Genomic DNA, 19,054 nt, shown 5'->3' on the forward strand with positions numbered 1-19,054 from the left:
TTCACCTGCTGACCCCTGCTCCGCACCGGCTCCGTGTCGGGTCGCGGCAATTTCCTGTGCGCGGGTTGAACCTTCCCGGTCGCCGTCCCGTACTCCTGCGCGAATGAACAGATCTCCCCATCCGCGTCGACCGGGACGCGGGAGGCGGTGCGGAAAGGGCATCGTCGGCCATCGACATGTTACCGGGTAGGTCACGGTGGTCGCCGCCGTGGCGTGCCATCGCACATCCGTCGGTCCGCCGAGGGCAGGAATCCACTACCGGATCGAGAAGGAGAGCAATTCGATGCGCAGGTCCACACGGGCGCGCCGGTCATCCGGCAACGCGCGGAGCAAGCGTCTGCTGGCCGTTGTCGGCACGCTCGTGGTCTTCGGCGGAGTCGTCGCCGTGACCCAGATTTCGTCGGCCCAGGACCGGCGGACGAACAAGCCACGTCCGGCTTCCGGGCAGTGCGTGGAGCCGAGCCCGGGCTCGACCGCGCCGGCCGGCGGCGCCTCGACCAGCCGGACCTGGCAGAACGGTCGGTGGGTGCGTAATCACTGGGGTGACGGGCAGCAGTCGGTCCCCGAGTGCGAGGACGGCAAGGACGGCACGGTGGGCACCGGCACGGCCATCGCCTGTCCGGATGTGACGGCCAAGCTGCCGCAGGTTCCGGACCGGGCGCGGGCCGAGGTGGACCGTAACCTCGCCCAGCTGCAGACCCAGATCGCCGAGGCGGACCGTCGGCTGGCCGCCGAGGGCAACAAGGGTGAGGCGTTCATCCGTAGCGCGATCCTGCAGCCGCTCGCTGGCAAGCGTCGCGCGGTGCTGGACCGGATCACGACCGCCATCGACCGTGTCGGGCCCCGCCCGCAGGGTCTCGCGCAGCTCGCCGAGTGCCAGGTGCAGCCGACCAACAACACGGGCGGCAACAACGGTGGGAACAACGGCGGTGGCAACACCGGCGGCGGCAACACCGGTGGTGGCAACAACGGCGGAAACACCGGTGGCGGCAACAACGGCGGAAACAATGGTGGCAACGCCCCCGGGGCCGGGCTCGGTGTGCTGGCCAATGACTGCGACGAGAGCCAGCTCCAGCCGCACGACGGCTTCCAGATCGGCAACCGCTGCGTGAGCACCGAGTTTGGTGAGGTCGGCGCCGCCGCCAACAACCCGTCGCTGCTGATCACCCAGTTCCCCGAGCAGGTCGCCCGCGCCCAGGCCTTCACCCTGCGGGTCAGCACCCGCAACCTGGTCCGCGACCGCTTCCTCGCCGCCGGTCAGGGTGGCTACTACGTGGAGAGCTCGCTGCTCAACGACCAGGGGCTGGTCCGGGGCCACTTCCACACCGCCTGCCGGATGCTGGACAGCCTGACCGCCCCGCCCGAGCCGCAGGAGGTGCCCGCGTTCTTCGTCGCGACCGAGGACGGCCGCGGTGGTGCCCAGCCTGACGAGGTGACCATCCAGATCCCGGGCCTGCCGGAGTCGGGTACGGCGCAGTGTTCCGTCTGGGCCGGCGATGGTTCGCACCGCCTGCCGATGATGGAGCGGGCCAACCAGACTCCCGCGTTCGACTCGGTGCGCATCGACGTCAACTGACCCGATTGACTAACGGCGGCCGGCCACCCGGGGCGACAACCCTGGGTGACCGGCCGCCGTGTTGTTTCTGGTGCCCCGACAATCCGACGGGGCCACACCGTTTCCGGCGGGACCCCGTCGTCATACTGGTGCGTCAGCGGTTCTTGTACGCCTCAACGACCTCAACCGGGATCCGGCCCCGCTCGGAAATCTTGTAGCCGTTCTTGACGGCCCATTCCCGGATGGCCCGGTTCTGCTCCCGGTCCATTCCCGCGCCGGTGGGTCGTCCCGGCCGCCGGACTGAGCGGGTGCTCTCGACCGGGCCGCGCCCGATCCGCCGACCCGCATTGATGTACGGATCGAGTGCCTTGCGTAGTACGCCGGCATTCTCGTCCGACACGTCGATCGTGTAGGCCACGCCGTCGAGACTGAACTCGACCGTCCGGTCGGCCTTCCCACCGTCGAGGTCGTCGGTCAGGACCGTGATTACTTTTCTCGCCATTGCCGATTACTCCCTGTGTGCGGCGGGATGTGCCCAAAGTCTGACCTATCACCCCGGTAATCCGCAACAATATGCGTCCCATTCATTCGGCGCGTCGCGATTCCGTTACCGAGCAAAACCGTGAATCGGCGCGATGAAGGGAGTTCATTCGCTGAGGAGACCGGCCTGCCCGGCGATGGCCGCCGCCTCCGCCCGGTTGGAAACCCGCAGCTTGCGCAGCAACGCGGCGGTCATCCGTTTGACCGTCCGCTCGGAGACGTGCAGTTCTTCGGCGATGTCGACGGTGTTGCGGCCAGCGGCGATCGACCGCAGCAGCCGACGTTCCTCGCCGTCGAGGTGGATTGGTGTGGCGTGTGTGGGTCGCAGCATGGCGTGCAGCAAATTGGCCGGTAGCACCGCCCAGCCGTCGAGGATGGCCAGCAGCGGGGGCAGCAGCTCCTCCGGTTCGCTGGTCTTCGGCAGGAATCCCTCGGCACCGGCCCGCAGCGCCTCCAGAGCCGGTGTGGCGTCGGAGGAACCGGACATCGCGACCACCCGTACCCGTGGGGTCGTCCGCCGGATCGCGGCCACTGCCCGGATGCCACCGGGTGGCGGCATGTGCAGGTCGACCAGGGCCAGGTCGGGGCGGCAGCGGCTGATCAGCGCCGCCGCGGCGGCGGCGTCGCCGGTCGAGGCGACCACCTCGGCGCGGCCGTCGGTGGTGACGGGGAGCAGCAACTCCAGACCGCGGACGAAGAGGGGTGATCGTCCACGACGACGAGTCGCATGGTGGAGGCTCCCGGCATGTCTGCGCCGTTCCCCAGCGGGTACCGATCATGCGGGTACGCACCGAACGAGGGGAGTCGGGTGGATGCGCGCACGCCACGGTTTGCAGGGTCTGCTGCGAGGGTTGCGCCGAATCGAGCCCGTACCGGGTGACCACCGATCACCGGAGGTCGATTCCGAGTTGCTGCTGCGCGTGCTGTGCCACGAGTTCCGTACGCCGATCAGCACCCTGACCTCGCTGACCCGCGCTCTGGCCGACGAGCACCGCGAGTTGACCAGCGCCGACCGACGGGCGATCACCGAGTTGGCGCGCGACCAGGCCGTCCACCTGCAGAGCCTGCTGCGCGAAGCGACCGCCGGCACCGGCGCTCTGGCGCTGTCCCCACAGCCGGAGCCGACCGTCCCTCTGGCAGGCATCCTGCGCGAGGCCGCCGCGCTGGTGCCGGCCCGTCGACGCCGTGCGCGGGCCACCCGGAGTGCGGGCTCCTGCCTCGTGCCGGCCGGACGGACCCGGCAGGTGCTGGTCAATCTGGTGGAGAACGCGTTGCGGCACGGGCCGGCGGAGGGGCAGATCGGGGTCCACGCCACGCTGCGCGGTCCCGGTCTGAGCATCCTGGTCACCGACGAGGGTCGCGTGGACGACGCGCTGCTGGCCGCGCTGCGCCGCCCGGCGCCAGCCGTCGGGATGTCCGGCCTGGGGTTGTGGATCGTGCGTCAGCTCGTCGCGACGGACGGGGGAGCGCTGCGGGCGCACCGGTTGCAGCCGCGCGGCGTGGCGCTGGAGGTGCTGCTGCCCGTGGCCCGTCCGGTGCGCTGACCCCTGCGGGACAGGGGTTGGCCCGGTCGGGTCATCGGGCGGGAACGGACTGGCCTGCCAGTTTTCCCGTACCGAGGAGGTCAGATGTTCAGTCATGTCAAGGATCTGCAGTTCGAGGCCAAGCCGGACGGCCCGGACGCCGCGTTCGCCCGCCGGTTGCAGGAGGTTCTGGGCGGCAAGTGGGGCGAGATGACCGTCGCCAACCAGTACCTCTTCCAGGGCTGGAACTGCCGGCTGCCCGGCAAGTACAAGGACCTGCTGCTCGACGTCGGCACCGAGGAGATGGGCCACGTCGAGATGATCGTCACGATGATCACCCGGCTCTTGGACAACGCGCCGCTGTCGCTGTCGGAGGGCATCGCGGACAACCCCGGGGGTGCGGCGACCTTCGCCGCGTCGAACCCCGCGCACTTCATCCATGGCGGTGGCGGGGCGTTGCCCGCCGACTCCAACGGTGTGCCCTGGAACGGCTCGTTCGTCACCGCGAGCGGCAATCTGCTGGCCGATTTCCAGCTCAACGTCACCGCGGAGGCGCAGGGTCGGCTGCAGGTCGCCCGGTTGTTCAACATGACGGACGACCCGGGCGTCAAGCAGATGCTGCGCTTCCTGCTGGCCCGCGACACGATGCACCAGAACATGTGGCTGGCGGCGATCGAGCAGCTCAAGGAGGACGGGCTGGAGGACATGCCGGTGCCGGAGGCCTTCCCGGATTCCGGCGAGTTCACCGAGGAGTTCGGCTACACCTACCTGAGCTTCTCCGCGGGCGGCGACGCCGCCGAGGGGCGGTGGGCGTCCGGGCCCACGCCGGATGGCAAGGGCGAGTTCCGGTACGGCGACAGCCCGCGGGTGAACGCCCCGGAGCCGGTTCTGCCTCCGGGTGATCCGCGGTTGTACGGCACCAACCCAGGTGCGGCCGGCTCGGTCGTCAACACGGTCAAGAGCAAGCTCACCTGACGCCTCTCGTCGGGTCGCCCGCCGGTCCCGGGCGGCTCGACGTACGGGGTCGGACAGTGGTCTGGGTCACAGAGCGGAACAAGGGGAACGCTTTGTTACTTGAGTGAGACACGCTCAACTCAACCTGATAGCAGGTGTTCGATGGCAACTCTTCCGGTACTTCCCCTGACCGACGCCGTGCTGCTGCCCGGCATGGTCATCCCGGTGACCCTCGACCCGACCACCCAGGCCGCGATCGACGCGGCGCGGGCGACCGGCGACCGCACGCTGCTGGCCGTGCCCCGTATCGACGGCGAGTACGGCCCGGTCGGCGTGGTCGCCACCATCGAGAAGGTCGGCCGGCTGCCCGAGGGTGAGCCCGTCGCCGTCATCCGTGGCCTGTCCCGGGCCCGGATCGGCTCCGGCGTGCCCGGCCCCGGCGCCGCACTCTGGGTCGAGGCGACCGAACTCGACGAACCCGCTCACGCCGGCCGCGCCCGGGAACTCGCCCGCGAGTACCGCGCGCTGGTGACCTCCGTGCTCCAGCAGAGGGGCGCCTGGCAGGTCATCGACGCGGTGGAACGGATGACAGACCTCTCCGAGTTGGCCGACTCGGCCGGTTACGCGCCCTGGCTGACCCTGGACCAGAAGACCGAGCTGCTCGCCGCGCCGGACGTCACCGCCCGGCTGGAGCTGCTGGTCGGCTGGGTGAAGGACTACCTGGCCGAGCAGGAGGTCACCGAGCAGATCAACAGCGACGTCCGCGAGGGGCTGGAGAAGTCCCAGCGAGAGTTCCTGCTGCGTCAACAGCTCGCCGCGATCCGCAAGGAGCTGGGCGAGGACGAGCCGGACGGCTCGGCCGACTACCGGACCCGGGTCGAGTCCGCCGAGCTGCCGGAGAAGGTCCGCGAGGCGGCCCTGCGCGAGGTCGGCAAGCTGGAGCGGGCCAGTGACGCCTCCCCGGAGGCGGGCTGGATCCGCACCTGGCTGGACACCGTGCTCGAGATGCCGTGGGGCACGCGTACCCAGGACAACACCGACCTGGCCGCGGCCCGGGCGGTGCTCGACGCCGACCACGCCGGCCTGGCCGACGTGAAGGATCGCATCCTGGAGTACCTGGCCGTGCGCAACCGGCGTGCCGAGCGCAACCTCGGCGTGGTCGGCGGTCGCGGTTCCGGCGCGGTCCTCGCCCTCGCCGGTCCTCCCGGAGTGGGCAAGACCAGCCTCGGCGAGTCCGTGGCTCGGGCGCTCGGGCGCAATTTCGTCCGGGTCTCGCTCGGCGGCGTCCGCGACGAGGCGGAGATCCGCGGTCACCGGCGCACCTACGTGGGCGCGCTGCCCGGCCGGATCGTCCGCGCGCTGCGCGAGGCCGGCTCGATGAACCCTGTCGTGCTCCTCGACGAGGTGGACAAGCTGGCCGCCGGCTACGCCGGCGACCCGGCCGCCGCCCTGCTGGAGGTGCTCGACCCGGCCCAGAACCACACCTTCCGGGATCACTACCTGGAGGTCGACCTCGACCTGTCCGACGTGCTCTTCCTGGCCACCGCCAACGTGGTGGAGTCCATCCCCAGCCCGCTGCTGGACCGGATGGAGCTGGTCACCCTGGACGGATACACCGAGGACGAGAAGGTCTCCATCGCCCGGGACCACCTGCTGCCCCGGCAGCGGGAGCGAGCTGGCCTCACCGCCGACGAGGTCAGCATCGCCGACGAGGCTCTCGCGCTGATCGCGGGGGAGTACACCCGGGAGGCCGGCGTCCGGCAGCTGGAGCGTGGCCTGGCCAAGATCCTGCGCAAGGTGGCGGTGGCGCTGGCGACCGACCCGTCGCCGGTACGCGTCGACACCAGCAACCTCACGGGCTACCTGGGGCGGCCGAAGTTCACCCCGGAATCGGCCGAGCGCACCGCGGTGCCCGGCGTGGCCACCGGCCTGGCGGTCACGGGCGCCGGTGGGGACGTTCTCTTCATCGAGGCGACCAGCATGGAGGGCGAGCCGGGGCTGACCCTGACCGGCCAGCTCGGTGACGTGATGAAGGAGTCGGCGCACATCGCGCTGTCGTACCTGCGCTCCAACGGGCGTCGACTCGGCATCGACCCGAACGCCCTGGCGGGACGGAGGATCCACCTGCACGTTCCGGCGGGCGCGGTGCCCAAGGACGGCCCGAGTGCCGGCATCACGATGGTGACGGCCCTGGCGTCGCTGGTCACTGGCCGCCCGGTCCGCCCCGAGTTCGGGATGACCGGCGAGGTGACGCTCTCCGGTCGGGTCCTGCCGATCGGTGGGGTGAAGCAGAAGCTGCTCGCCGCGCACCGGGCCGGCCTCACCGAGGTGATCATCCCGGCGCGCAACGAGCCCGACCTGGACGACCTGCCGACCGAGGTGCGCGAGGCGCTGACCGTGCACACCCTGGCCGACGTGGCCGACGTGCTCGCCCTGGCGCTGCGCCCGGCCGACGTCGAGGCGCTGGACCCTCCTGCGCTCGCCGCCGCCTGACGCTCCGACCAGAAGGACCCCCGCCGTCTTACCGACGGCGGGGGTCCTTCTGGTACGCGCAGAGGGGTCTACTGTCTCGCTTGAACTTTCAACTACCTCTCCGCCGCGAGGCGGCCCCCTGGAGGAACCCCCGTGAACGTGGTGCTCTGGATCATCCAGATCCTGCTCGCTGTCGTCTTTGCCGGCGCCGGCGTGGCCAAGCTGACCCAGCCCAAGGAGAAGCTGCGCGACATGATGCGGTGGGTGGACCCGGTCCCGCCGACCCAGGTCAAGGCGCTCGGCGCCGTCGAGCTGCTGGCCGCCATCGGGCTGGTGCTGCCCCCGCTCACCGGCATCGCCACCGTGCTCACCCCCCTCGCCGCCGTCGGCCTGGTCATCGTCATGATCGGCGGCATTCTGGTGCACCTGCGCGACATGAAGAAGCAGGACAGCGAGGAGCGGCGTCGGGCGGAAATCCAGGGCGCGATCACCTGTGCGGTGCTGCTCGTCCTCGCCGCCGTGGTGGCGTGGGGCCGCTTCGGCCCGTACTCCTTCTGATCCGCAGCGCCGGCGACCGTCCTACCCCGACGGTCGCCGGCGGCGTGCTCAGCGCTCGTCGCCCCCGCGGTCCCGGCGCACGGTGGCCTTGCGGCCCTTGATCGTGCTGGAGCGCAACCCGGAGATCACCTCGTCGGCCACCCCCTGCGGCACCTCCACCAGCGAGAACCGGTCGGCGATCTCGATCGAGCCGATGTCCCGGCCGCGGATTCCGGTCTCCCCGGTGATCGCGCCGACCAGATCCTGCGGGCGCACCCCGGCGCGCCGGCCCAGGCCGACGAAGACCTGGACGGTGTTGCCGCCGCCGGAACGCGGCCGGCCCCCGCCGCGGCGATCGCCGCCGCGGCCGCCATCCTCCGGTCGACCCTCGCGCGGGCCGCGCACCGGCACCTGCGGGATCTCCTCATCGTCGTCGGAGCCGGGCGAGGCCACCTCGTGCGCGAGCTTCACCGCGGCGAGGGCGACCTCCATCAGATCGAACTCGTCGGTCAGCGTCTCCACGATCACCCGGAACGGGTCGAGGTCGTCCTCCAGCAGGCTCTCCCGCAGCGCCGCCTGGGTCAGCTCCAACCGGCGGGTCCGCATGTCCGCCACCGTGGGGATCTTGTCTATCGTGATCCGCTGGCCGGTCACCCGCTCGATGGTCTTGAGCATCCGGTGCTCTCGCGGCTCGGCGAGGGTGATCGCCACGCCCTCGCGGCCGGCCCGGCCCACCCGGCCGATGCGGTGCACGTACGACTCCGGCGCCGACGGCACGTCGTAGTTGACCACGTGGGTGAGCTGCTCGATGTCCAGCCCGCGGGCCGCCACGTCGGTGGCCACCAGCAGGTCGGCGGTGCCCGCCCGCAGCCGGCCCATCACCCGGTCGCGCTGCTCCTGGCTCATGCCGCCGTGCAGCGCCTCGGAGCGGTAGCCCCGGCCGTTCATCGTCTCGGTCAGCCGGTCGACCTCCTCCCGGCTGCGGCAGAACACGATCGCGGCGGTGGGGGACTCCACGTCCAGCACCCGACCCAGCGCGGCCGGCTTGTGCGCCCGCGTCACGATGTAGGCGCTCTGCCGCACCCGGGGCGCCTCACCCGCGACCGTCTGCTCACGGCCGATCTCGATCCGGACCGGCTCGCGCAGGTGCTGCCGGGCCATCCCGTCGATCCGGGACGGCATGGTGGCCGAGAAGAGCACCGTCTGGCGCTGCGCGGGGGCGTGCTCCAGGATCGCCTCGATGTCCTCGGCGAAGCCCATGTCGAGCATCTCGTCGGCCTCGTCGAGCACCACCGTGGCCAGCCCGCCCAGGCGCAGAGTGCCCCGGGCGATGTGATCGAGGGCACGCCCGGGGGTGGCCACCACCACGTCGACGCCGCTGTCCAGTGCCCGCAGCTGCCGCCCGATCGGCTGCCCACCGTAGATCGGCAGCACCCGCGCGCCCAGGTCCTTGCCATAGCGGTGGAACGCCTCGGAGACCTGCACCGCCAGCTCCCGGGTCGGCACCAGCACCAGCGCCACCGGGTCGCCGCCCTGGCGGTGTGCCGTCATGAGGTTCAGCAGCGGCAGCGCGAACGCCGCCGTCTTGCCGGTGCCGGTGGCCGCCTGACCCAGCAGGTCCCGACCTTCCAGCAGCGGCGGGATCGCCTCCCGCTGGATGGGGGTCGGCTCCTCGTACCCGAGGGCGGCCAGCGCGCCCAGCAGCTCGGCGCGCAGCCCGAGCTCGGTGAAGGCGTTCACCTCGTCGGTGCCGGCGGGGGTGGCGTCGGTCGGTGCGTCGTGCTGTACAGGTGCGGAACTCATGTGCCAAGCCTTTCATCATGCCGGGACGACCGCTGCGCCGACCGGCACAAGAGTGTGCCGCGCCCCATGCCGCGCCGGTTCACGTTGTGCGCAACCGCAGCGAAAATGGTGCCTCCACGACGCCTGAGACACCACTTTCCCTGTTCTTACGGATCTTGCCAACCGGGCACGGCGGGTGGTCTGGGTCAGGCGTCGGTGGTCAGGATTGCCAGGATCATGATTCCCGCGAGTGCCGCGTCGAGCACGCCGCACCACTCCGCGTACCCGCGCGGCACCACCCGGCCGATGCGGTGGTGGACCAGGTCCCAGCCGGCATGCGCCAGCCAACCGAACGCCACCAGCCACTCGGCCGTCCGCCCGCCGGCAGCGACCGCGACCAGCGTCAGGGCAACCCAACCGACCAGGCCGGCCAGTTGGGTGGCGAGCACCCCCGGCCCGTGCAGCGTGCCGCGGACCACGCCGATCACCAGATAGCCGCCGGCGAGCACCAGCATCGTCCACGGGCTGAGCACGCCCGGGTCGACCCACATGTCGACCGTCATCAGCAGCGCCAGCCCGGTCGGCCAGCGGCGGGCGAGCGCCACCACGACCGGGTGCCAGCGCACCGGCGCCGGAGTCTCGTGCCGGTGCCGCACCGCCACCAGCACCATCGCGGGAATCATCAGCAGATGACCACCGAGCAGTAGCGCGTCACCATCAAGCAGGCCGGCCCAGAACGGCACGAGCAGCAGCAGGAACGGAACGTACATCGCCGCCGCCATCTCGCCGACCGCCGGCCACCGGTGCGCCCGGTAACGCATCCACACCGTCATCCCGACTGTCATGTTCGTGGCCATCACCAGCGCGGCCACATCCGGGCGGCCCAGTGACCCGGCGAGCCCCGACACGCCGCCGACCGTGTCCCACACCGGGCCGAGGAGCAGCATCCCGGCGATCATCGCGAGCGCCATCTCGCCGAGGTGCCACAGCAGTCGCCGCCTGTCGCCGCCGGGCGGTGCCGACCGCGGCGCATGCGACGGTACGACCATGGTGTCCGCGTACATCCGTGTCTTCTCCATGCCGTTGACCCTGCCGGCGTTCCGGCGCGGTCGGCAGGCTCGTCCGTCACTGGAATCCTGTGCGGACCGCACGGTCCAACCGTGACGTTCGCAGGGGTGGACCGGGCGCGGGGCGGTCCTAGGATCGGTGCGTGGCGAGCGAGGCGGTGATCCCCCGGGCGGACCGCCGGCTGCACCGGGCCCGCCAGGCGACGCTGCTGTCGCTGGCCGTCGGCGTCTGGGCGAGCGTCCTGCTACCGGCGGTCGGCCTGACCCGCGAGCCCGACCCGGGCCGGGTGGCGCTCGGCGCGGTCGGCATCCTCGCCTTCGTGATCGCCCAGACCGTTGTGCTGTACGCGGCCGTGACGCCATGGCTCGACCCCCGTTGGCGGCGGCGCGCTCAGCTGGGCCTGGCCGGGGTGGCGGTGCTGACCGTTCCGCTGGTGGGGCCGGTGGCGGCTGGCAGTTGGCCGACCTGGGCCTGGCTCGGTGCGGCACTGATCGGTATGGCGCCACTGCTGGTGCGACTGCGGGCCGCGCTGGCGTTGGCGGCCGGCGTCCTGCTGGTGGCGGTGGCGGTCGCCTGGTGGACCGGTGGCTCCGTCGGGCGCCACCTCGTTGTCACCGGGGGGATCGGGATCGCCGTCGCCGTCGTCAACGGGTTCCAGATCTGGTTCTGGGACCTGCTCGTGGAGGCCCGGCAGGGTCAGGCAGCCCAGGCCAGGCTGGCCGCCGCCGAGGAGCGGCTGCGCTTCGCCCGCGACGTGCACGACGTGCTGGGGCACAGCCTCACGGTCATCGCGTTGAAGGCCGAACTCGCCGCCCGGCTCGCCCCGGTCGACCCGGAACGGGCCGGGCGGGAAGCCGCCGAGGTGCAACGGTTGGCCGCGTCCGCGCTGACCGAGGTGCGGGAGACCGTGCACGGCTACCGAGCCGTCGACCTCGACGAACAGCTCGCCGCGGTCGTGGGGGTGCTGCGCTCCTGCGGGGTGCGGTGCACGGTCCCGCCGCCGCCGGTGGATCTGCCGCAACCCGTCGCCACCGAGTTGGCGGCGGTGCTGCGCGAGGCGAGCACCAACGTGCTGCGGCACAGCCGGGCCGACTGGTGCCGGATCCGCATCGACCGGGAGGACGACGTGGCCAGGATGACAGTCGCCAACGATGGCGCCGCCGACCGTGGCCCGGACGCGCACAGCCACGGCCTGCGCGGATTGGCCGACCGGCTCGCCGCTGCCGGGGGCGAGCTGCGGGTACGCCGCGAGGATGCGGTGTTCATCCTTGAGGCCACCGTGCCGGTGCCGTCGTGATCCGCGTCCTGCTCGCCGACGACGAGGACCTGATCCGGGTCGCCGTGGCCGCGCTGCTTGGCCTGGAGCCGGACATCGAAGTGGTGGCACACGCCGCCGACGGCCCGACGGCGGTCACCGCGGCACTGGCGCACCGCCCGGACGTGGCGGTGGTGGACCTGGAGATGCCCGGCCTGGACGGCATCGCGGTAGCCGCCGAGCTGACCCGGGCCCGGCCCGAATGCGCGGTGGTCGTGCTGACCGGGCACGGCCGTCCCGGGCACCTGCGCCAGGCGCTGACCGCCGGCGCCCGAGGGTTCCTGCCCAAGGGTGCGCCGGGTGGTGCGCTCGCCGACGTGATCCGCCGGGTGCACGCCGGTGGCCGGTACGTCGACCCGTCGCTGGCCGCTGACGCGCTGACCCTGCCCCCGTGCCCGCTGACCCCTCGGGAGCTGGAGACGCTGCGGCTGGCCGAGTTCGGGGCCCCGGTCGCGGTGATCGCCCGCCGGGTGCACCTGTCCACCGGCACCGTGCGCAACCACCTCTCGGCCGCCGTGCAGAAGCTCGGCGCGGCCGACCGGGCCGGGGCGGCACGCACCGCCCGGGACAACGGCTGGCTCTGACCCTGCGGTGATCATGAAGTTAGCGACGTCGGTGCCGGCGTGTCGTGACGCTAACTTCATGATCGAGACGCTGACCTGTCGCGCGCGTCGTCTTTGTTGGTGGGGTCGGGGTAGCGGGCGCCGTTGAAGGTGACTCGCAGTGCGTACACGGAGTTGCCGGCGGTGATGAACAGGTGGTTCCGTTTCGGGCCGCCGAAGGTGAGGTTGGCGACCGGTTCGGGCAGCAGAAGTTTGCCGATGAGGGTGCCGTCGGGGTCGAAGCAGTGCACACCGTCCCAGGCAGCGGCCCACAGACGCCCGGCGTCGTCGACACGGATGCCGTCGAAGCGGCCGAAATCGCATTCGGCGAAGACCTTCCCGCCGGTCAAGGTGCCGTCGGCGGTGACGTCGAAAACGCGGATGTGGCTGGGTTCCTGTCGGGTGTCGACGACGTAGAGCTGCTGCTCGTCGCCGGAGAAGGCCAGGCCGTTGGGGCGGCAGAAATCGTCGGCGACGACGCGTAGGTCGCCGATGGCCGGGTCGAGACGGAACACGTAGCAGCCACCGTCGAACTCGTTGTCGCCCCTGTTGCCCTCGTAATCGGAGTCGATGCCGTAGCTCGGATCGGTGAACCAGATCGTGCCGTCGGCGCGTACCACGACGTCGTTGGGGCTGTTGAGCCGCCGACCCTCGTAGCGGTCGGCGAGCACGGTGATCGTGCCGTCGTGCTCGGTGCGGGTGACTCGCCGGTTGCCCTGCTCGCACGTGACGAGCCGACCCTGGCGGTCCACCGTGTTGCCGTTGGCGTAACCCGAGGCGTAGCGGAAGACGCCGACCGCACCGGTGACCTCGTCCCAGCGCAACAGCCGGTCGTTGGGGATGTCGCTCCACACCAGGTACCGGCCGGCTGGAAAGTAGGCCGGACCTTCGGTCTTGCGTGCGCCCGTGTGCAGCCGTTCGGCGACAAAGTCGCCGTCGAGGTAACGGAACCGCTCGTCGAGCAGGTGGAACTGTGCGGGAACCGTTGCAACCATCGCTGCGCCTCCTGGATCTCGTGGACCATGTTCGGCTAGATCCTACGTAAACCGAACCTGATAAGGTCAACAAGCGCATAGGGCAGATTACATTTCGAGGAGCGGCTGCGTGGTAGATGACATCGACCGAGCGTTGCTGACGTGCCTCCAGCACGACGCCACGCAGTCCTACGCGGCACTGGGAAAGGCGGTGGGTCTGTCCGCCGGCTCGGCGCACGAGCGGGTGCGCAAGCTGCGCGAACGCGGGGTGATCCGCCGAACCACCATCGACGTCGACCCGGCCGCGGTGGAGCGCGGCGTCTCGGCCTTCGTGATGGTCGATGGCAACACGTGGATGGGTGACACACGGGAAGCGCTCTCGGCAATACCCGGCATCCAGGAAGCACACATCATCGCCGGCGCGGCTTCGCTGCTGGTGAAGATTCGCACCGCCACCACCGAGGACCTACAGGCGGCGCTACGCAGCATCTTCGACATCGGCGGAGTAACCGGCACCCAGACCATCGTCGTGCTCGAGACATTCTTCGAACGTCCGGTGAGCGTGCTCGACCGGACCGAGCCGTAGCCGTCGGGATAGCGTGCGGAGGTGCGCACGGTCGAGGTGATCTGTTCGGCGGAGTTGGACGACGCGGTCCGGGCCGCCTGGGACCGGCTGGCCGCGGCCGGGCTGCCCAGCCTGGCCCGCAACACCCATCCGACCAACCGGCCGCACCTGACCCTCGCCGCGGTGGACGAGTTCCCGCCCGGCGCCGAGCACCGTCTGGCTGGCCTGTTCGACGCCGCGCTGCCGGTGCCGGTCACGCTCGACCGCATCGTGGTTCTCGACGGCAGCGCGCCGTTGGTCTGGCTCGTCCGACCCACGCCGGCGCTGACCGCGCTGCACGCCGCCGCCTGGGACGTCCTCGCCCATGCCACCGGACACCGTCCGTGGCACGCGCCGGGCGCGTGGGTGCCGCACCTGAGCCTGGCGCTGCGGTTCCGCAACGCGGACCTGCGGCTCGCCAGGGCCGTCGCCGGCGGTCAGCGACCGATGGGCGCGTTCGTCGCGGCTCGAAGCTACGACGGCACGGACCGGTCCGTGACGCCGCTGATCCACCAGCAACGCTGATCTCCCGCGACCGTCCCGTTCGGAGACTCATCGGGTGGGGCCGCCGGAGGAATTTCTCCGTCACGCGGAGGCCCTCGGTTGGCGTCCTCCGCAGCTGACCGCTCAGCGACTCGCGGGGATCGCTGGGAGCCGGGCTACTGAGCCGTTCAGCGGCCATCGGCTGCCGCCGCTACAGGTCGTCGTCCTCGGAGCGCGGCAGGTGGGTCCAGTGCGCAACGGTGGCGTCGTCCGGGACCGGCGCATTCGGACCTGCGCAGGCTTCGGCTTGCCGGACGCGGTGGACGACGTCCGCCGGCCCGTCGGCGGCGAGCAGGTGCAGTACGCCGGGCCAGTCGGTCAGGCCGTACGGGCTCACAATGCGGCTGGCGCCGTTGCTGAGCAGCGCAACGCTGCTCACGTCCTGAAGGGGCCGGCTGCCGGTCACCGCCTCGTACGCCGCCTGCGGGTCGTCCTTGGCGAGCCAGTAGCCGCCCGGCTGGTTTCGCCGAGCCCGCAGCGCCTCGGCGCAGGAGTCCCGGATGCGGTCGTACTCCGGTGTTCCCCGGGCAACGCCATCCAGGGGCGCCGAGCAGATGCGTCTGGCGGTGACCTCACGCTCGTCCGTGATGACCTGCGGGCCGTCGCTGGCCTGGTCGTCGAGGACGAGGAAGGAGTCCGCCAACAGGAGGTGCTCCAGGCTGCCCCGGTGGGCGCGGACCACCAGAACGGTCGCCTGCGGGCTGCTCGGGTTCGTGATGTCGCAGGTGCCCCGATGGTCGGCTGCTGTCTCGTCGATCGCGGTGGCGAGGATCGCCGCGAGGTCTCGCCCGTCGGCACGTGACAGCTTGCCGAGCAGCACGCCGCCGAGACGGTGCGTGTACCAGGCGACACCGTGGGAGCAGATCGACCCGCTTCCCGGGATGCCGGCGCCGTCCAGCAGCACGGCGGCGCCGGGAACAGCGCCGAAGAAGTCCTCGTTCGGCTGGCCGGCCCGACCAGCGCTGGTCGCCATGCTGACGCGCACGCGGTGGCTCCTCCGTGAGGCATCATGGTGGCCATGAACGCTCCGCACCCGGATCGGGTCACCATCGCGACCTATGAGAACACACCCGGCTGTCCGCAGCCGATGGCTGCCGTCCGCGCTTGACTGCGTGACCGGGGCATCGACTGGATGCCCTTCGGGTCGAGCGACATCTCCTGGGACCTGGCCTGTGGCGTCGGCCCGGACGGGCGCTGGCACGGCTGGGTGGACGTCGGCATCGAGGCGGCTGTTCTGCGGCGCCTCGGCCTGCATCCCGATCAGCCGACCGCGACGCTCACCGCGCCGAGCCCGCCCGGCTGGTGGCACGCCGCCGCGGAACGGCACGCGGGGAAGGGCCCCCGTCGAACGCCACGCGTTGACGGAAGGCCCTTCCGGACGACTCAGCGGTAGAAGCGCAGGTAGTCGAACTCGGCGGTGACCGGCGGCTCGGCGCCGCCGTGCGCGACCAGCCCGATCCGGGGGGTGGTGTTGGCCGGGAAGGTCCACACCGCACCCCACGTCCAGGTACGCCCGTCCCGGCTGGAGCCGGCCCGGAACTCGTGCTCCCCGCTGGCCGGGTCGACGTGGTGCGCGAGCCGCAGCCAGGTGGTGGTGGCCGGGGCGCCGACGATGCTGCCGCCGTAGACCGGTTGGCCGGCGAAGGGCACCTCGTAGCCGTACTCGACCTGCCGGGTGTTCCAGATCGCCACCTGGGTCAGCCGGGCGAACCGGTCGTCGTCCACGTAGGCGACCAGGCCGGCCTGCTGGTAGTTGCGGACGGTCTCCTCGCCCAGGTCCAGCGTCACCTTCGTTTCGACGACGTAGTTGCCGCTCGGCGCGTCGCGCAGCAGCACGCCCGCCGTGTTGCCCGTGCCGGTCAGGTCGGCGGCCTGCACCGGCCAGCGCAGCGCGCCGCCGGCGACGGCGGCCGCCGGGTCCTCGCGTACCCACCACCAGTCGCCGTCCAGCCCGTCGCTGAACTCGTCGGAGTACGCCCGCAGCGGCGCCCCGGCCCGGGGCTCGGGCACCGCCCGCTTCGCCGGCTGGAACAGCCGGGCCACGCTGACGTTGTCGAACTCGGCCTGGCCACCGGCGGCGGTCAGCCCGGGTCGACCCCCGATCGGACGGTCCAGTCGCAGCGACACCACGGCGAGCTGGTCGCCGAGGCGGGCCGGGCTCAGCTCGGCGACGAGCTGCTGCCCGCGTACCTCGATCGCCAGGTTGTGCGGGTCGGCCAGGTCGAGCCCGACGGGCAGCGGCGCGGTGGCCCGGCGACGGCCGTCGCTGGCGACGAGCTGGCCGCCAGCCGCCTCGATCCGGACCTGGACCCGGTCGCCCAGGGTGAGCCCGGCGCTGGCCGCGCCGGTCAGCCGCAGGTCGGCCTCCGCGCGCACGTCCCCGCCCACGGTGGTACGGCTGGTCAGCGCGCCGTTGCCGGTGAGCCGGCCGTCGGCGACCCGCCACTCGCCGGCGTCGCGTCGCCAGCCGGTCAACCCGGCGGTGTCGAACCGGTCATCGACCCGGCCGGTCGTCACCGGCGCGGGCCGGGCGCCCTCGGACGGGCCGGCGCCGGCGTTCACCGTCGGCCAGCCGTCGATCCAGTCCAGCCGGTCCAGCAGCATCGGGCGCTCGTTGATGCCGAACGGCTCGTCCAGGTACGGGTCGGCGCGGTCGATCGCGTGGTAGACGATCCAGTCCTGACCGGACAGGTCGGTGAGGAAACCGTTGTGGCCGGTGCCGATCCACTGGTTGCCGTTCTGGGTGAGCACCGGCGTGCCACCGGCCCGGGACGCGGTCAGCGCGACGCCGTCGCGGTCGGTGAACGGGCCGCGTGGGCTGCGCGCACGTCCGACCTGGACGGAGTAGCCGGTTGCCGGTCCGGCGCAGCAGTTCGCGGTGGAGGCGAACAGGTAGTACCAGCCGTCGTGGCGCAGCACGTAGCTGCCCTCGAACTTGTTGTCGATCGCCACCTGCGTCGGTGCGCCCACGGCGGTCAGCCCGTCGGGGCTGAGCTCGGTGACCGAGATGCCGCCGTAGTAGCTGCCGTAGTAGAGGTAGCTGCGGCCGTCGACGTCGGTGAACTGGCTGGGGTCGATGGTCCACAGGTAGCCGCCACCACCGCCGGGACGGGGGGCGACGACCGGTTCGGCGGCGAAGGTCCACGGCCCGGTCGGGGTGGGGGCGGTGGCGGCGCCGATGGCGTAGTCGCTGCCCTCGGTGGAGACGGTGGTGTCGGTGACCGTCACGTACATGACCCAGCGGTCGCCGAGGCGGCGCACGTCAGGTGCCCAGAAGGCCGCCCCGGACGCTGCGTACGGCGGGCGCTGGTCGGGGCCGAACGCGTCCCCGACGTACGTCCAGTCGACCAGGTCGGCCGAGCGGGCGGTGGGCACCCGGTGGAACTCGTGCTCGCCCTCGCGCAGGGGGTCGGTGGTGCCGTAGGCGTACCAGAAGCCGTCGTCGCCGCGGACGATGACCGGGTCGGCGAACGTGTCGCCCACGCCGACCGAGATCGGATTGCGGTAGCGGGACGGACCGTCGGAGCCGGCGGCGGGTAGGGGCGCGGTCGCGGCCAGGATCAGACCGAGCGCGGCGGCGAGCGCGCCGCCGCGGCGAAGGTGTCGCATGTGGACCTGCCTCGGGGGAGTGGGCGGTGTGTGCCCTAGTTCTTACAACGATGGATACAACGTTGTAAAGAGGTGCGCACCCGCCGTGTGGGCCGGCACGCACACCGGACCCGGCCGTTCGGCGCGCTGATGGTCGGGGCGATGATGGGGCCATGAGTGGTGGCACCGAGGGGCAGGGCATGGCCGAGTTGGCCGCTCTGCTGGCCGATGGCACGCGGGCCGGGATCTGCCTCGCGCTGCTCGACGGCCGGGCCTGGACGGCCGGGGAGTTGGCCCGCCGTGCCGGAGTCGCGCCGTCGACGGCCAGCGACCATCTCACCCGGTTGGTCCGGGGCGGGTTGCTGGTCGAGGAGCGGCAGGGGCGGCACCGCTACCTGCGGCTGGCCGGGCCGTCGGTGGCCCAGCTGATCGAGCACCTGGCCGGACACGCCCCGACCCCATCCGCGCCGACCGGCTCGCTGCGCGCGGCGACCACCAGCGCCGCCTTGACCTACGCCCGGACCTGCTACGACCACCTCGCCGGGCGGCTGGGCGTGCTGATGTACGACGCGCTCCTGGCCGACGGACGGCTGGACCGGTCCAGCGGGTTGGCGCTGACCGCCGACGGGTGGGCGTGGGCGACGGAGCTGGGCGTACCGGTGGACGTGCTGCGCGCCGCTCGACGCCCGGTGGTTCGCGACTGCCTGGACTGGACCGAGCGCCGCCCGCACCTGGCCGGAGCACTCGGCGCGGCGCTCTGCCGTCGCTTCACCGACCTGGCCTGGATCACCCAGGGCAGTGGCCGCGCGGTCCGTCTCACCCCGGCCGGCCGCGCCGCCCTGGCCGAAACCCTGGACGTTCCCGAAAGCACCCTCGCCCCCGTCTCACCCCCGGCGCCCACCAGCGGCCGAGCCTGACGCAGGGCCGCCGGCCAGAGGCAGGCGGTACAACATCCTGGATCGAGTGGCCTCCGGCACCGCCGGAGGCCACTCGATCC

Annotated in this window: 17 protein-coding genes; 10 read left to right on the forward strand and 7 right to left on the reverse strand. The window is 71.8% G+C overall.

Annotation, left to right across the window (positions count from 1 at the left end):
- Positions 1-283 precede the first annotated feature (283 nt).
- Entirely contained in the window at positions 284-1,576 is a 1,293-nt protein-coding gene (locus ABZT18_RS12040) for a hypothetical protein (RefSeq protein ID WP_355251242.1), read from the forward strand.
- Between the two features lie 133 nt (positions 1,577-1,709).
- Here the strand turns inward: ABZT18_RS12040 and ABZT18_RS12045 are convergent, their stop codons facing one another.
- Complete coding sequence (locus ABZT18_RS12045; RefSeq protein ID WP_354994095.1) at positions 1,710-2,057, reverse strand: Lsr2 family protein; 348 nt, start codon at positions 2,055-2,057, stop codon at positions 1,710-1,712.
- Positions 2,058-2,201: 144 nt separating this feature from the next.
- Complete coding sequence (locus tag ABZT18_RS12050) at positions 2,202-2,774, reverse strand: response regulator transcription factor (RefSeq protein ID WP_355251245.1); 573 nt, start codon at positions 2,772-2,774, stop codon at positions 2,202-2,204.
- Positions 2,775-2,907: 133 nt separating this feature from the next.
- Here ABZT18_RS12050 and ABZT18_RS12055 point away from each other — a divergent pair, with 133 nt between their 5' ends.
- The 4 genes from ABZT18_RS12055 (at position 2,908) to ABZT18_RS12070 (ending at position 7,602) form a co-directional block, all read left to right on the forward strand.
- A complete protein-coding gene (locus tag ABZT18_RS12055; protein WP_354994093.1) occupies positions 2,908-3,639 on the forward strand; it encodes a HAMP domain-containing sensor histidine kinase in 732 nt (243 codons plus the stop codon).
- A gap of 84 nt (positions 3,640-3,723) precedes the next feature.
- Positions 3,724-4,593, forward strand: coding sequence for a manganese catalase family protein (locus ABZT18_RS12060; RefSeq protein ID WP_354994092.1), 870 nt, complete (start codon positions 3,724-3,726; stop codon positions 4,591-4,593).
- 141 nt (positions 4,594-4,734) lie between these two features.
- Positions 4,735-7,065 carry an endopeptidase La gene (gene lon / locus ABZT18_RS12065; protein ID WP_354994091.1) on the forward strand — a complete coding sequence of 777 codons (2,331 nt, stop codon included), beginning with the start codon at positions 4,735-4,737 and terminating at the stop codon, positions 7,063-7,065.
- A 132-nt stretch (positions 7,066-7,197) separates the two neighbouring features.
- Positions 7,198-7,602, forward strand: coding sequence for a DoxX family protein (locus ABZT18_RS12070; protein WP_355251248.1), 405 nt, complete (start codon positions 7,198-7,200; stop codon positions 7,600-7,602).
- 48 nt (positions 7,603-7,650) lie between these two features.
- Here ABZT18_RS12070 and ABZT18_RS12075 read toward each other — a convergent pair whose 3' ends face one another.
- Positions 7,651-9,384 (reverse strand): DEAD/DEAH box helicase, encoded by a 1,734-nt coding sequence (locus ABZT18_RS12075; RefSeq protein WP_355251251.1) that lies wholly within the window; start codon positions 9,382-9,384, stop codon positions 7,651-7,653.
- Between the two features lie 185 nt (positions 9,385-9,569).
- Positions 9,570-10,442: a hypothetical protein gene (locus ABZT18_RS12080; protein ID WP_355251254.1), complete on the reverse strand. Its 873-nt coding sequence runs from the start codon at positions 10,440-10,442 to the stop codon at positions 9,570-9,572.
- A gap of 131 nt (positions 10,443-10,573) precedes the next feature.
- Here ABZT18_RS12080 and ABZT18_RS12085 point away from each other — a divergent pair, with 131 nt between their 5' ends.
- Both ABZT18_RS12085 and ABZT18_RS12090 read left to right on the forward strand, forming a co-directional pair.
- Positions 10,574-11,728: a histidine kinase gene (locus ABZT18_RS12085; RefSeq protein WP_354994087.1), complete on the forward strand. Its 1,155-nt coding sequence runs from the start codon at positions 10,574-10,576 to the stop codon at positions 11,726-11,728.
- Positions 11,725-12,330 carry a response regulator transcription factor gene (locus ABZT18_RS12090; RefSeq protein WP_354994086.1) on the forward strand — a complete coding sequence of 202 codons (606 nt, stop codon included), beginning with the start codon at positions 11,725-11,727 and terminating at the stop codon, positions 12,328-12,330. The genes ABZT18_RS12085 and ABZT18_RS12090 overlap by 4 nt, the downstream gene beginning before the upstream one ends.
- Positions 12,331-12,386: 56 nt before the next feature.
- Here ABZT18_RS12090 and ABZT18_RS12095 read toward each other — a convergent pair whose 3' ends face one another.
- The gene (locus ABZT18_RS12095; RefSeq protein ID WP_355251257.1) at positions 12,387-13,343 is read right to left on the reverse strand and encodes an SMP-30/gluconolactonase/LRE family protein; all 957 of its coding nucleotides are present in this window, start codon (positions 13,341-13,343) and stop codon (positions 12,387-12,389) included.
- A 109-nt stretch (positions 13,344-13,452) separates the two neighbouring features.
- Here ABZT18_RS12095 and ABZT18_RS12100 point away from each other — a divergent pair, with 109 nt between their 5' ends.
- Together ABZT18_RS12100 and ABZT18_RS12105 are read left to right on the forward strand one after the other, a co-directional pair.
- Positions 13,453-13,908, forward strand: a complete 456-nt coding sequence (locus ABZT18_RS12100) for an Lrp/AsnC family transcriptional regulator (protein WP_354994084.1) — start codon at positions 13,453-13,455, stop codon at positions 13,906-13,908.
- Positions 13,909-13,929: 21 nt separating this feature from the next.
- Positions 13,930-14,451: a 2'-5' RNA ligase family protein gene (locus tag ABZT18_RS12105; protein ID WP_355251260.1), complete on the forward strand. Its 522-nt coding sequence runs from the start codon at positions 13,930-13,932 to the stop codon at positions 14,449-14,451.
- 169 nt (positions 14,452-14,620) lie between these two features.
- Here the strand turns inward: ABZT18_RS12105 and ABZT18_RS12110 are convergent, their stop codons facing one another.
- The gene (locus ABZT18_RS12110) at positions 14,621-15,454 is read right to left on the reverse strand and encodes a hypothetical protein (protein ID WP_355251263.1); all 834 of its coding nucleotides are present in this window, start codon (positions 15,452-15,454) and stop codon (positions 14,621-14,623) included.
- A gap of 398 nt (positions 15,455-15,852) precedes the next feature.
- The gene (locus ABZT18_RS12115; protein ID WP_355251266.1) at positions 15,853-18,078 is read right to left on the reverse strand and encodes a family 43 glycosylhydrolase; all 2,226 of its coding nucleotides are present in this window, start codon (positions 18,076-18,078) and stop codon (positions 15,853-15,855) included.
- A 152-nt stretch (positions 18,079-18,230) separates the two neighbouring features.
- On the opposite strand from ABZT18_RS12115, the gene ABZT18_RS12120 reads away from it, so the two are divergent.
- Positions 18,231-18,974, forward strand: a complete 744-nt coding sequence (locus tag ABZT18_RS12120; RefSeq protein WP_355251269.1) for a winged helix-turn-helix domain-containing protein — start codon at positions 18,231-18,233, stop codon at positions 18,972-18,974.
- Positions 18,975-19,054 lie beyond the last annotated feature (80 nt).

Origin of the sequence: Micromonospora sp. NPDC005291 (assembly GCF_040607415.1) — a bacterium.
Classification (GTDB): domain Bacteria; phylum Actinomycetota; class Actinomycetes; order Mycobacteriales; family Micromonosporaceae; genus Micromonospora.

Bases quoted from the DNA above. Each gene is read 5' to 3' on its own strand.
- ABZT18_RS12060 (WP_354994092.1), top strand. From the start codon at position 3,724: ATGTTCAGTCATGTCAAGGATCTGCAGTTCGAGGCCAAGCCGGACGGC.
- lon (WP_354994091.1), top strand. From the start codon at position 4,735: ATGGCAACTCTTCCGGTACTTCCCCTGACCGACGCCGTGCTGCTGCCC.
- ABZT18_RS12075 (WP_355251251.1), bottom strand. From the start codon at position 9,384: ATGAGTTCCGCACCTGTACAGCACGACGCACCGACCGACGCCACCCCC.
- ABZT18_RS12045 (WP_354994095.1), bottom strand. From the start codon at position 2,057: ATGGCGAGAAAAGTAATCACGGTCCTGACCGACGACCTCGACGGTGGG.
- ABZT18_RS12095 (WP_355251257.1), bottom strand. From the start codon at position 13,343: ATGGTTGCAACGGTTCCCGCACAGTTCCACCTGCTCGACGAGCGGTTC.
- ABZT18_RS12115 (WP_355251266.1), bottom strand. From the start codon at position 18,078: ATGCGACACCTTCGCCGCGGCGGCGCGCTCGCCGCCGCGCTCGGTCTG.
- ABZT18_RS12120 (WP_355251269.1), top strand. From the start codon at position 18,231: ATGAGTGGTGGCACCGAGGGGCAGGGCATGGCCGAGTTGGCCGCTCTG.
- ABZT18_RS12080 (WP_355251254.1), bottom strand. From the start codon at position 10,442: ATGGAGAAGACACGGATGTACGCGGACACCATGGTCGTACCGTCGCAT.
- ABZT18_RS12040 (WP_355251242.1), top strand. From the start codon at position 284: ATGCGCAGGTCCACACGGGCGCGCCGGTCATCCGGCAACGCGCGGAGC.
- ABZT18_RS12055 (WP_354994093.1), top strand. From the start codon at position 2,908: ATGCGCGCACGCCACGGTTTGCAGGGTCTGCTGCGAGGGTTGCGCCGA.